Origin of the sequence: Lysinibacillus sp. A1 (genome assembly GCF_000801965.1) — a bacterium.
Taxonomy (GTDB): Bacteria; Bacillota; Bacilli; order Bacillales_A; family Planococcaceae; genus Lysinibacillus; species Lysinibacillus fusiformis.
Genome location: NZ_JSZM01000012.1, coordinates 517,006 through 529,954, shown reverse-complemented (window position 1 = coordinate 529,954; position 12,949 = coordinate 517,006). Strand labels below are relative to the sequence as shown.

Sequence of the window (12,949 nt, the reverse complement as noted above, 5' to 3'; positions counted from 1 at the left end):
TTGGGTATTACAGTTTCAGTCGGCGCATACATCTATGTCGCCTTGGCAAATTGCGCAATATTTTGTTAGCTTCACACAAAACTTGTTTAATTGGCCAAAGGTATTATCTGCATTCAGTAGGCGTTTTGACATCCTTCGAAAAGGACATGTAACTATAAAACTTTTGCTAAATGAAGATAAAATGTACTGCCTATTTAAAGTCATAATTCAGAAATTATACATATTTAATTGTATAGCTAGCCATCAGCTCTGTCAAGGATAGTCGGGCACCTGTTCGCCCTTTGAGAAGAAAAAAAGTAAGTCCTATCCATTCAGCGAATTTTTTTCCTGTTACTTTTACACTAGGAAAAAATTCTCCTTTTACACCTTTTACATTAACCCAGTACATAAGAAATAATTTCTGAGGCATATAGCTTCTATCTTATTATGTGTAAAAATTTTAGATTATAGACAAAAAAAGCATTGTTCCCGTAATAAATTGGGAACAATGCAATCGTTTGATTATTCTTCATCAAGAAGTGACATTAATTCTTCATCCATCTCGTCTTCTTCATGAGCAGCAATTGTATAAGAATTAGCAGCAATACCATAAGAAGATCGAATTTTGTTTGAGATTTCTTCCAAAACAGCAGTGTTTTCTTTTAAATATTGTTTTGCATTTTCTCGTCCTTGACCTAGACGCTCATCGCCATATGCATACCAAGATCCACTTTTTTGCACGATGTCTAATTCTACACCTAAATCAACTGTTTCGCCTTCTTTAGAAATACCTTCTCCATACATAATATCAACTTCAGCTGTACGGAAAGGCGGCGCTACTTTATTTTTCACAATTTTAATTTTCGTACGGTTACCAACAATATCATTACCTTGCTTAATAGCTTCTGCACGGCGAACTTCTAAACGTACAGAGCTGTAGAATTTAAGGGCACGACCACCTGGTGTTGTTTCCGGATTTCCGAACATTACCCCAATTTTTTCACGAATTTGGTTAATGAAAATAGCAATCGTTTTTGATTTATTAATAGAACCTGAAAGTTTACGTAATGCCTGTGACATTAAACGGGCTTGTAAACCGACATGAGAATCACCCATATCCCCTTCAATTTCAGCTTTTGGCACTAAAGCAGCAACGGAGTCAATAACAATGATATCAATTGCACCACTACGAACTAGTGCTTCTGCGATTTCAAGTGCTTGTTCCCCTGTATCTGGCTGTGATAATAATAACTCATCAATGTTGACACCCAATTTTTGAGCATAGATTGGGTCCAATGCATGTTCTGCATCGATAAATGCTGCTTGTCCACCTTTTGCTTGTACTTCAGCAATAGCATGTAAAGCAACTGTTGTTTTACCTGATGATTCAGGACCATATACTTCAATAATACGCCCACGCGGATAACCACCTACGCCTAATGCCGCGTCAAGTGCTAATGATCCACTTGAGGATGTCGCAATTTCTAAGTCGGTTTTTTCACCGAGTTTCATGATTGAACCTTTACCAAAATTCTTTTCAATTTGTTTTAAAGCCTGTTCTAAGGCTGCTTTACGATCACTCATTCATTTTCCTCCTTCGAAAACTGTTCACTGTTTTTGTCTATCTCTACTATACTTGTTTTTGAGAAAACACGCAAGAAAAAAGCGAACATTTATTCGTTTTTTCTACAAAATAAAAATTTGGATAGTTTTCCTCTACCCAAATTCCTATTTTTCACTCTATATTAATATCGTTTTGTATAGCCGCGTTCTTCCAAACGCTGCATTAAATAATGGCATGTAAATTTCACTGCACGGAGTCGATTTGTATTACGCATACCAGATAAATGAAGTAAGTATGTAAGTGGCTCCTCATCGTTGATGGCAATACCAATCCAAACCGTACCTACTGGCTGATGGTCATGTGCTGTAGGCCCTGCTTCTCCTGTTAACCCAATGCCGATATTTGTCCCAAATTGTTTTCGAATTGCACTTGCCATTGCAGCAGCACATTCACCGCTTACAACACCGTGTGTATCTATTAATTCTTGTGAAATACCAAGATGCTTTACTTTTGCTTCTGCCGCATAGGTCACTACGCCTCCAATGAGTGCGTTACCTACCCCTGGAATTTCCGCAAGCTCTGATTGAAACAACCCTGCCGTTAAACTTTCCGCAGCAGAAATAGTTAGATTATTGTCAACTAGCATTTCAACTGTCTTTGAAACAAGTGAGTCATCATCCACACCATATTGATAGTCACCAACAAGGGTTTGTATCTCTGCTACTTTGGCGGCAATAAGTTGTTGGGCTTGCTGTTCGGTTTCTGCTTTAGCTGTTACGCGTAATGTTACCTCACCATCCGACGCAAGTGGAGCGACAGTTGGATTTGTTTGGGCATCTAAAATATCCTGTACCTGGACTTCAAGTTCGGCCTCACCAATCCCATAAAAACGCATCACATGAGAGGCAATGATCCCTCCATCATTAAGCATCGCGGCAAGCTTAGGTTTCGCCTCAAATTGAAACATAGGCTCAAGCTCTTTTGGTGGCCCTGGGAGTAAAATATACGTACGATTATTGTTTTTAAAAATCATACCCGGCGCCATTCCGTGATGATTGGCTAATATTTCGCTTCCAGCTAGAATTAAAGCCTGTTTCCGGTTATTCTCCGTCATAGGACGTCCTCGGTTGGCAAAAAACTGCTCAATATATGTTAATGCAACTTCATCAAATTCTAGAGAAACACCGAGATGGCGAGCAATCGTTTCTTTTGTTAAATCATCTTTCGTAGGTCCTAGTCCTCCCGAAAATATAATTAAATCTGCACGAGATTCTGCCACTTCAATAGCTTGTTCTAAACGTTTTGCGTTATCACCAACTACTGTATGGTAAAAAACATTAATGCCTAGCTCGGATAACTGGTTCGAGATAAATCTCGCATTCGTATTCGTAATTTGACCTAATAATAGCTCTGAGCCAACCGCAAGAATTTCAGCATTCATGATTCACAAGACCTTTCTTATTTAGACTCAAGTAAAACACGTCGATTAAGGTAGAAGTAATCCCACCCAGACCATAGCGTAAAGAACAATGCTACATATAGCATAATCATATCAAAAGGAATACCAATAAGTGTAAAAATTGTGTTGTGTAAAAGAGCAGCAGCGATTGCTACAATTTGTGCCCAAGTTTTAATTTTGCCAAGCTGATTGGCGGCAACGACCTCTCCGCCACCTGCCAAAATAAGGCGTAAACCCGTAACAGCGAATTCACGGCTAATAATAATGATGATCACCCAGGCTGGTGCCATATCAAGCTCTACCATTAAAATGAAAGCTGCTGACACAAGTAATTTATCAGCTAAGGGATCTAAAAATTTCCCAAATGTAGTCACAAGATTATACTTACGTGCATAATAACCATCTACCCAATCAGTTGTCGAAGCTAAAATAAAAATAAGTGCACCTATAAAATGATGGATTGGCATCTCTGCCCCAAATAGAGTCAATGTTCCCCAGCCAAAATCAAACATCATAACAATGACAAAAAATGGAATAAGTAAGATTCGTGAGATGGTAATTTTATTTGGTATGTTCATTTTTCTAACACCTTTCATGATGAAAGAAAGTAGTCATCACATGATGACTACTGTTCTTTATTGAAATTGATGACGATATTTTGAGTTACAACTTGCTGTGCATACGTGAGAAGCTCGTCATTAATATAGATTTTAGCTTGCGTAGAATTACCAAGACGGATACGAACATAATTTTCAGTCGTCGCGTCGAATTCTACCACTTCACCAGCATTATAAACACGAGTATCCGTTAATAATTCTTGTTGCTGCTGATTACGAATACCAACAAATGTAGGACCTGAAACTTCGATTTTAAGTTTCAATGTATCTGCACCTGTTAACGTGTAAGAAGTTGTTGCTCCATCTGCTTCAACAGTACCTGCGGAAATGGTTTGCTTGATCTCTTCAGTTTGATCAGTTTGATCTTCATCAGTTGGTGTTTCTTCTTTAGAGTCTGTATCTTTTTGGTCATTTTTCAGAGCATCTTTTTCTTCTTTTTCTTTCTTATCTTTGGCACTATCGATAGGCTTGGCATTTGTATCATATTCAATTTCAGGGGATGTTGTGTTGCCTTCGCTTGTCCCTGGACTGTTTTTGGATTGCCATAGCACCCATATTACCACGATGATCACAACAATAAATAACCCAACAATGATTTTTGGCATTGCCTCCATCATTTTATTGGAAGGGCCTTTTGTGACCTTTCTTCTGCTTGGACTATTCGTGATGGATTGACTTACTTGATCATTTGGAGTACTCGGTAGTTCTTTTTTATAAGTCTCTAAAATTTCTTCCGCATTTAAACCAACAGCATCTGCATATTGTTTAATAAAAGCTCGTACATAAAACGAGCCAGGCATAATGGAATAATTGCCCTCTTCAATTCCTACTAAATAACGCTTTTGAATTTTCGTTATTTCTTGTAAATCGTCTAAGCTGTAGCCTTTAGACAGTCTCGCCTCTTTCAGTCGAGTCCCTAATTCTGCCACTAATAACACCTACTTTAACATCAAATTAAAAATTAAATCCACCAAATGAATCGGATTCGGACATATGATTTTTTTCCATTATTTCATAAGTAATTTCTTCATCTGTGTGATGACGTAATTCAATAATATAATCAAAATCCTCTATTTTATATTCGGAATGCTGAACAAACATATCAGGATGCTCTACAACCTTAATGCATGGCATATTCATCATTTCACGCACTAATTGTAGATGTCGCTCATCAGAAGAGCGACGAGTCACAATACCATCTAAAATAAAAATATTATTACGACTAAATTCATCCCCCACTAGTTTATTACGAACGGTTTGTTTTATCATTGTGGACGATAAAAAAATCCACTTTTTATTAGCACAAACACTTGCTGCTACTATAGACTCCGTTTTACCAACGCGTGGCATGCCACGAATACCAATCAGCTTATGTCCCTCTTTTTTAAAGAGTTCGGCCATAAAATCGACTAAAATACCAAGTTCATCTCTTACAAAGTGGAAAGTGTTTTTTTCATCTGCATCTCGAGGAATATAACGACCGTGTCTAATAGCTAAGCGGTCTCGAAGTTTCGGTTGTCGAAATTTGGTCACGTTAATATGTTCCATTGTCGAAACAATTGTACGAAAACGTTCAATTGCCTCATCATTGTCTGTATGCACTAACATACCACGTCGATCCTCATCGACACCATTAATTGAAATAATATTGACACGTAGCATCCCTAAAAGTGAAGCAATATCTCCTAATAATCCAGGGCGATTCACCTGAATCTCATATTCAAAGTACCAATCGCTCAACACACTCGTTCCCTTCCTATTAGTTAACGTAAAAAATCCTTTATAAGTTCCATCATAGCTGATTTTTTATGTAATGGAAAGTTAGAATACATGGAATTACGGCGTTATTTTTAAAAACTTACTAATTTTTTTGAATGCAAAGAAATAAGGCTTACATACGTTCCCGTTTTCACTAAAAAATAAATTTTTTATATAGAAAAAAGAGGAGATTAGCTCTCCTCTTTTTTTATTGCACATGCTTATTTTGGACAAGCTTAACGACACAATTCGCCAAAGCATGCTTTTCATCTTCAGAGGCAACGCCCCATAAATCTGATAGCACTCGCTCTTGCTCGTTTTTAGGATCTACATTTGAAGCTAAATATTCACCAATTTGGACAGCAGCTGCTTGAATCATTTTCTTAGGCATACCACTTGATTCAGCTTGCATAACGTTTTGTCCTAAAAACGATGTCCATTTTTGCCAGTTTTCTAAAATGGTCATATGTTTCTCCTCCTTTACACATGTAGTATGTGTAAAAAAGAATATTATATGTACCAGCCTCCATTTAATCGAATGATTTGTCCAGTTACATAATCCGCTTTCCCAGATAAATAAAAGCGAACCATCTCAGCTACGTCTATTGTTTGCCCAATTGACCCTAAAGGAATATCCTCCAAAATATAATTAAGCTCCTCTTTACTTAAATGACTGTTCATGGATGTATTAATGAAGCCTGGAGCAACGGCATTTACTCGAATACGAGATAATGCCGCTTCCTTTGCATAGGATTTAACAAATGCATGTTGTGCTCCTTTTACAGTTGCGTAGAGCGCCTCACCAGCTGACCCAGCTTCGCCCCATATAGAGCCTATAAATAAAACATAGCTGACATCATGCTGACGAAGCTTTTCAGATAGTAAAGCCGTCAATCTCATCGGATTTTGAACATGAACTCGCCATAGTGCGTCCATATCTTTTACTGTTGTATCCTCTAGCAGTGAATAATGCGCTTGTCCATTTGCGAAAATAATAGCCTGCACATTAAAAATCTGTGCGGCTACCATTTCTGCTCCTGTTTCAATTGAAAAATCCCCCTGTACAAGCATAAACTCTTGCGCAGGGAAAGTTTTAGAAAGCGTATCACATAAAGTTTCTGCAGCATCTTTATTAGTTGAATAATGTAAATAGATGGACCAGCCTTCTTCAGCTAGGCTATGACAAATAGCGTGACCAATCTCACCTGAAGCACCTAGTACAAGAGCAAACTTTTTCACTAGGCATCCTGCTTACTTGGTAAAATTTTAAACACGGTTTGTTGAGATTCACCTTGTATTGAGGCAAATGCTTTGTATAAATCATCAACTGTTAATTCCTCAAGAACCGGTACAACATCAAATAAATTCATGTCATTAAAGGAGTAACGAGTAAATTGATTGGCGATAAACTCAATAGAATTCAAAGCGCGTAAGAAGAAACCAATTTTTTTACGTTTAATACGTTCTAAATCAGCACTTTCAAAGTGTGAATTCCCTTCAAATTTAGCCAACTCTTCTTTTATTGCAGATGTTAATTTATCAGGCTCTGAAGAATCCGAACCGATCATAGCAAATCCAAAACCATTTTCTAATGTAAAATCAAATGCATACGTTTCATCAATTAAACCATCCTCGTAAACACGTTCATAAAAATTAGATGTACGTCCAAAAATAAGTTCTAGTGCGATTTGAACAGATAGCTCATGCTTTAACATTTCTCGCCCTGACAAATTGGTTTCTTTTGCCTTCAATCCAACATAAACTTTAGGCTTTTGTACATCCATGTTTAATGTCCGTTCGTTTATTGCTACCTCTGTTGGTTCTTCATCAAAGAAACGTTGAATGGATACCGGTTCTGAAAACTCTTTCTTCCCTTGATTATCACGAATAAAAGTCATCATTTCCTCAGGATCCACTGCACCAATCACAAATAATAGCATATTAGATGGGTGATAAAACGTATTGTAGCATGTATATAAATGATCGGCCGTAATGCCATCAATCGATTCAATTGTACCAGCAATATCAATTTTTACTGGGTGATGATGATACATATTTTCAATCGTACCAAAATATAGGCGCCAATCTGGTTGATCATCATACATGGTAATTTCTTGCCCAATAATTCCTTTTTCTTTGTTGACAGTCGCTTCCGTAAAGTAAGGCTCTTGCACAAAATTCAATAATGTTTCGGTACTTTTGTAAATATTATCAGTTGAAGAGAATAGGTATGCCGTACGCGTAAATGATGTAAAGGCGTTAGCAGAAGCTCCATATTCACTAAACTTTTGGAAGACATCGCCATCTTCTTTTTCGAACATTTTATGCTCTAAGAAGTGAGCGATTCCATCCGGCACCGTAATGCTTTCTGTTTGACCTATGGGTACAAAAGTGCGATCAATAGAACCGTACTTCGTTGTAAATGTAACAAATGTTTTAGAAAAACCTTTTTTCGGCAAGATATATACATCTAATCCATTTTCAAGCTTTTCATAATAAAGAGTTTCATCTAATTGCTTAAATTCAATTGTTTTCATTGTGCGGCTTGCTCCTTTCCACATAAGAAATAGACCGCTTCAAGCTGCACTTGCTTCGCCATATCCATAACATCTTCCTTCGTCACAGCTTTCCACTTATTAGCCCAAGATTCCACAGAGAATTCCTCTGGTAAATCTTTATATTGATCAAAAATTTCAATTTGTCCACGGGCAGAATCCAAGGACTCTTTTAATTGATTCGTGAGCATTGCTTTTGTTTGTTCTAGCTCTAAATCAGTAATGTTACCAGACTGCATTGTCGCAAGCTGTTCTTTAATTAGTGATAACGCCTTTTCCTCATTTTTAGCCTCGATACCAGAAACTACAAATACGAGACCATAATGAGAAGCATAGGAGCTAGAAGCATAATAAGCCAAACTCTCTTTTTCACGAACATTCATAAATAATTTAGCGTGTGGATAGCCGCCGAAAATACCATTAAAAATCTGCATTTTAGCAAAGTCCGGACTACCAAATCTTACTGGCGTACTAAAGCCAATGTGAAGCTTCCCTTGCTTCATCTCATGCTGTTCTCGAACATAATCGTTTTGAGGATGTTGTTGCGGAAGAACAGCTGGTACTTCTTCAGGTGAACGATCATTAAATGGTAGCGCTTTTTTTAATTTCGCTACAATTTCTTCTTCATTAATATCCCCAGCAACATAAATATCTATTTTATCGTTAGCTAGCATTGATTGATATGCCTCAAATAAGGAGGAAGGGGTTATTTTTTGAATTTCCTCAACACTACCATTTGCCGAAATAGATGCTGGTTCGTTTGGTCTTAGGATTTGTTGTAAGCGGAATTGTGCAAAGCGAGATTTATCATCAAAAATAGATTCAATACGTTGTATAACTGTCTTCTTTTCACGTTCCACAATGGATTCCTTGAAAACTCCATTTTCTAAATTTGGCTCAAAAATAGCCGTGTGCAATAAACCAAGCATGTCATTTAACACACTTGTATTTGCTAGATAATGATCATTTACCGTCTCCACATTCATGAGCACTGTATGTTCATTACCTCGTTTAGACGTATCAAAATATAAAACAGTGCCATATAGATCATCTAAGAAGCTTCTGAAAGCAGCAGTTGTTTTATATTTAGCATTACTATGCTGCAGTACATTGGTTAACACAGTACGTTCCGATGCACTCTTAGCTGTTAATGCTCTTCTCCATTTAATTGAAAAATTTACGGTTTTAAATTGGGTCGTTTGTCGGATATGCAAATTGACACCTTTGGCAAAAGGTATAGTTTTAAACATATGAAACCCTCCTATCCTTCTTAATATAACGATGTACTACACATACTATACATGTCTACTGTCTATAATTGCAAAAAGAATCCAAAGTATGTATGGGAAAAATTATAAATTATATGAAAACAACATGGAAAAAAAGACTGAGCATATTTCACTCAGTCTTTAATCATGACTTATTTTAACGCTTACCTTTAATATATGGTTGACCACTTGCCTTAGGAGCATTCGCTTTACCAATAAAGCCTGCTAAAGCAAGGATTGTTAATACATACGGTAAGATTTGCAGATAAACGGCTGGAACATTTTCGATGAGTGGAATTTGGTTCCCTGCAATACTTAATGTTTGTGCTAAACCGAAGAATAAGGCTGCACCTAGTGCACCAATTGGATGCCATTTCCCGAAAATCATAGCAGCAATCGCCATGAAACCTTGACCAGCAATTGTCGCATGTGAGAAGTCGTGCGTAATTGTTTGTGCATAGACAGCACCACCAAGTCCACCTAGAGCTCCAGAAATCATAACAGCAATATAACGCATTTTATTGACGTTAATCCCCATTGTATCTGCCGCCATTGGGTGTTCACCTACAGCGCGAAGGCGTAAGCCAAATGGTGTTTTATAAATAATAAACCAAGCACCAAATGCTACCACAAACGCCAGAATAGATGTACTGTAAACATCATGGAACAATAAACGGCCAAAGAATGGAATGTCCTCTAAATAAGGAATACCAAAACGGCGAATCGGTTGGTCAATCATATCTGTTTGACCTTTATCATAAATCATTTTTACTAAGAATACAGTAGCAGCTAAGCCTAATAAGTTAATAGCTACCCCTGATACTGTTTGATCGGCACGGAATGAAATAGAAGCAACGGCATGGAAAAGTGAGAAAATCGCACCAATTACAACAGCCGCTAGCATTGCTACCCAAACAGTTGCTGCACCTAATGATGAAGCAAATTCTAAATTGATAAATATACCAACAAAAGCACCAACAATCATTAAGCCCTCTAGCCCGATGTTGACAACACCAGAGCGTTCAGAGAATACCCCACCGATGGCTGTAAAAATCAAAGGTGTTGCATATAGAATCGCTGAAGGGATGATGAAATATAACATTTCTAAAAAGCTCATGTTATTGTCCCTCCTTTTTCTTGCTCAGCTTCTGTAAGCCTACTCGAATAATATAGCCTGATGCTACGAAGAAGATAATTAACGCAATGATAATCGATACAATTTCTTCCGGGATACCAGCAGCATTTGGCATATTTAAAGCCCCATATTTTAATGAACCAAAGAGTGATGCCCCGAATACTACGCCAAGTGGTGTATTTGCACCAAGTAAGGCTACGGCGATACCATCGAAACCAATTCCAGTGAAGCCAGGTTTAATGGATGCGTTTTGGAACGTACCTAGAGCTTCCATCGCTCCTCCAAGACCTGCAAACATACCTGAAATAGTCATCGCTAAAATAATGTTTTTGTTAACGCTCATACCAGCATAATCTGCAGCATTTTTGTTGAACCCTACAGCTTTCAGCTCATATCCACGAGTTGTTTTTTCTAAAATGAACCACATAACAACAACCATTAATAGTGCAACAATGATCCCATAGTGAAGACTTGAGTTGTCTGTAAGCTCTCTTAAAAACGGAGAACGTAATGAAGCTGATTCATGGATACGTTCTGTTTTAAAGCTACCATCTGACAATTTTTTAATGACCGCGTTTGCAATATATAACGCAGTATAGTTAAGCATAATTGTCGCAATTACTTCATGCACTTTAAATTTCGCTTTTAAGAAACCTGCAATAAAGGCCCAAAATGCACCTGCTGCTGCTGCTGCAAGTAATGCCAATGGTAAGTGTATAACTTTAGGTAGCTCAAATGCATAACCTACCCAAGCTGCTGCTAACCAACCTAAAATAAGCTGACCTTCAACACCAATATTAAACAGCCCTGTACGGAAGGCGAATGCTACTGCAAGACCTGCTAATATATATGGTGTAATTTGACGAATTGTGTTCCCTATTGAATATGAATCTCCAAAAATACCTGTCCAAAGAGCGATATAACCTTGTACTGGGTCATAGCCACTGACTACCATGACGATAGCCCCTACAATTAAACCGATAATGATAGAGATGATAGGAACGAGTATATTAATGACACGATTTGACATTAGTCGTTCCCCTCCTTCGCATCATGCTTGTTATTTTTTTTACTTTGACCTGCCATTAATAATCCAAGCTCTTGTTCTGTTGTTTCTTTCGGATTTAATTCGTCCACAATTTGACCATCATAAATAACTGCAATGCGATCCGAAACATTCATAACTTCATCTAATTCAAAGGAAATTAACAGAACAGCCTTCCCTTTATCACGTTGCTCAATAAGACGCGAGTGAATAAATTCAATCGCCCCTACGTCAAGACCTCGTGTTGGTAGAGCGGCAATTAATAAATCTGGATTACGATCAATTTCACGACCAATAATAGCCTTTTGTTGGTTACCACCGGATAATGCACGAGCAGGTGTCATTTCACCATTACCTGTACGTACGTCGTATTCTTTAATAATTTGATTGGCTTTCTCCGACACTTTTTTATAGTCCATGACAAAGCCTTTAGCTATAGGAGATTGATAATACGTTTGTAGCGCAATATTATGACCAATCGGGAAATCTAGTACTAAACCATGCTTATGACGGTCTTGCGGAATATGCCCAACGCCTTCTTCTGTTATACTACGAGGCTTCAAATTTGTAATATTTTTACCATTTAGTTCAACAGTACCACTTTTAATTTTACGAAGACCTGTAATCGCCTCGATCAATTCTGATTGACCGTTTCCATCAATACCTGCTATACCGACGATTTCACCCTTGCGAACCTTTAAGTTCAGACCTTTTACCTTATCAATATCACGGTAATCCGTTACGACTAAGTCATGGATAGCAAGTACTTCTTCAGTTGGATTCGCATCCGTTTTTTCTGTTTTAAATTCAACTTGTCGGCCAACCATCATTTCAGCTAGCTGATCAGGATTTGTGTCAGCGGTTACAACAGTGCCAATTCCTTCACCTTTACGGATAATCGTTACGCGATCGGACACTTCCATAATTTCTTTTAGCTTGTGGGTAATCAAAATAATAGATTTCCCCTCAGCAATAAGACGACGCATAATTTGAATTAATTCCGTAATCTCTTGTGGTGTTAAAGAGGCTGTTGGTTCATCAAAAATTAAAATATCAGCACCACGGTATAATGTTTTTAATATTTCAACACGTTGTTGCATACCAACAGTGATGTCTTCAATTTTGGCATTAGGATCAACATCCAAGCCATATTTCTCAGAAAGGGCTTGTACTTTTTTAGATGCATCTTTTATATTGACAATACCCATTTTAGTTGGCTCGGAGCCTAAAATAATATTTTCTGTTACTGTAAAATTTTCTACCAACATAAAGTGCTGATGCACCATACCAATCCCTAAATCATTGGCAACATTTGGGTTTGTAATTTTTACAGCATTCCCACGAACGCGAATTTCGCCACCCTCTGGTTGATACAAACCAAAAAGGACGTTCATCAAAGTCGATTTACCTGCACCATTCTCTCCAAGCAATGCATGGATTTCGCCTTGTTTCAGTTGGAGGGTGATATTATTATTCGCCACGAAATTACCGAATTCTTTACGGATTCCTAGCATTTCAATCACATATTCCAATATTGTCACTCCCTTAATAGGCACTTTTATAAAGTAA

Annotated in this window: 12 protein-coding genes; all 12 read right to left on the bottom strand. The window is 37.6% G+C overall.

Features of this window, described 5'->3' with window-relative positions; translation table 11 throughout:
* Positions 1 to 501: 501 nt before the first annotated feature.
* The 12 genes from recA to PI85_RS11995 all read right to left on the bottom strand — a co-directional run bounded on the left by recA (position 502) and on the right by PI85_RS11995 (position 12,912).
* Positions 502 to 1,563: a recombinase RecA gene (gene recA, locus PI85_RS12050; RefSeq protein WP_036124113.1), complete on the bottom strand. Its 1,062-nt coding sequence runs from the start codon at positions 1,561 to 1,563 to the stop codon at positions 502 to 504.
* A gap of 161 nt (positions 1,564 to 1,724) precedes the next feature.
* Complete coding sequence (locus PI85_RS12045) at positions 1,725 to 2,984, bottom strand: competence/damage-inducible protein A (protein ID WP_036124110.1); 1,260 nt, start codon at positions 2,982 to 2,984, stop codon at positions 1,725 to 1,727.
* Between the two features lie 17 nt (positions 2,985 to 3,001).
* Positions 3,002 to 3,580 carry a CDP-diacylglycerol--glycerol-3-phosphate 3-phosphatidyltransferase gene (gene pgsA / locus PI85_RS12040; protein ID WP_025113992.1) on the bottom strand — a complete coding sequence of 193 codons (579 nt, stop codon included), beginning with the start codon at positions 3,578 to 3,580 and terminating at the stop codon, positions 3,002 to 3,004.
* A 47-nt stretch (positions 3,581 to 3,627) separates the two neighbouring features.
* Positions 3,628 to 4,557: a RodZ family helix-turn-helix domain-containing protein gene (locus PI85_RS12035; protein WP_200886567.1), complete on the bottom strand. Its 930-nt coding sequence runs from the start codon at positions 4,555 to 4,557 to the stop codon at positions 3,628 to 3,630.
* Positions 4,558 to 4,573: 16 nt separating this feature from the next.
* Complete coding sequence (locus PI85_RS12030; protein ID WP_008178931.1) at positions 4,574 to 5,359, bottom strand: DUF3388 domain-containing protein; 786 nt, start codon at positions 5,357 to 5,359, stop codon at positions 4,574 to 4,576.
* Between the two features lie 226 nt (positions 5,360 to 5,585).
* Entirely contained in the window at positions 5,586 to 5,843 is a 258-nt protein-coding gene (locus PI85_RS12025) for a DUF3243 domain-containing protein (protein ID WP_008178933.1), read from the bottom strand.
* 44 nt (positions 5,844 to 5,887) lie between these two features.
* A complete protein-coding gene (gene ymfI, locus PI85_RS12020) occupies positions 5,888 to 6,616 on the bottom strand; it encodes an elongation factor P 5-aminopentanone reductase (RefSeq protein WP_036124104.1) in 729 nt (242 codons plus the stop codon).
* A complete protein-coding gene (gene yfmH, locus PI85_RS12015) occupies positions 6,616 to 7,914 on the bottom strand; it encodes an EF-P 5-aminopentanol modification-associated protein YfmH (protein WP_036124101.1) in 1,299 nt (432 codons plus the stop codon). Before yfmH ends, ymfI begins: the two co-directional genes overlap by 1 nt.
* Entirely contained in the window at positions 7,911 to 9,182 is a 1,272-nt protein-coding gene (yfmF, locus tag PI85_RS12010) for an EF-P 5-aminopentanol modification-associated protein YfmF (protein WP_036124098.1), read from the bottom strand. Before yfmF ends, yfmH begins: the two co-directional genes overlap by 4 nt.
* Positions 9,183 to 9,357: 175 nt before the next feature.
* Positions 9,358 to 10,317 carry an ABC transporter permease gene (locus PI85_RS12005; protein ID WP_036124095.1) on the bottom strand — a complete coding sequence of 320 codons (960 nt, stop codon included), beginning with the start codon at positions 10,315 to 10,317 and terminating at the stop codon, positions 9,358 to 9,360.
* A 1-nt stretch (position 10,318) separates the two neighbouring features.
* Positions 10,319 to 11,365: an ABC transporter permease gene (locus tag PI85_RS12000; RefSeq protein ID WP_012293322.1), complete on the bottom strand. Its 1,047-nt coding sequence runs from the start codon at positions 11,363 to 11,365 to the stop codon at positions 10,319 to 10,321.
* Positions 11,365 to 12,912 carry an ABC transporter ATP-binding protein gene (locus tag PI85_RS11995; protein ID WP_036124093.1) on the bottom strand — a complete coding sequence of 516 codons (1,548 nt, stop codon included), beginning with the start codon at positions 12,910 to 12,912 and terminating at the stop codon, positions 11,365 to 11,367. Before PI85_RS11995 ends, PI85_RS12000 begins: the two co-directional genes overlap by 1 nt.
* Between the last annotated feature and the right edge of the window lie 37 nt (positions 12,913 to 12,949).

Excerpts from the sequence above, each read along its gene's own strand:
- PI85_RS12000 (WP_012293322.1), bottom strand. The coding sequence starts at position 11,365 with ATGTCAAATCGTGTCATTAATATACTCGTTCCTATCATCTCTATCATT.
- yfmF (WP_036124098.1), bottom strand. The coding sequence starts at position 9,182 with ATGTTTAAAACTATACCTTTTGCCAAAGGTGTCAATTTGCATATCCGA.
- PI85_RS12005 (WP_036124095.1), bottom strand. The coding sequence starts at position 10,317 with ATGAGCTTTTTAGAAATGTTATATTTCATCATCCCTTCAGCGATTCTA.
- recA (WP_036124113.1), bottom strand. The coding sequence starts at position 1,563 with ATGAGTGATCGTAAAGCAGCCTTAGAACAGGCTTTAAAACAAATTGAA.
- PI85_RS12025 (WP_008178933.1), bottom strand. The coding sequence starts at position 5,843 with ATGACCATTTTAGAAAACTGGCAAAAATGGACATCGTTTTTAGGACAA.
- pgsA (WP_025113992.1), bottom strand. The coding sequence starts at position 3,580 with ATGAACATACCAAATAAAATTACCATCTCACGAATCTTACTTATTCCA.
- PI85_RS12045 (WP_036124110.1), bottom strand. The coding sequence starts at position 2,984 with ATGAATGCTGAAATTCTTGCGGTTGGCTCAGAGCTATTATTAGGTCAA.
- yfmH (WP_036124101.1), bottom strand. The coding sequence starts at position 7,914 with ATGAAAACAATTGAATTTAAGCAATTAGATGAAACTCTTTATTATGAA.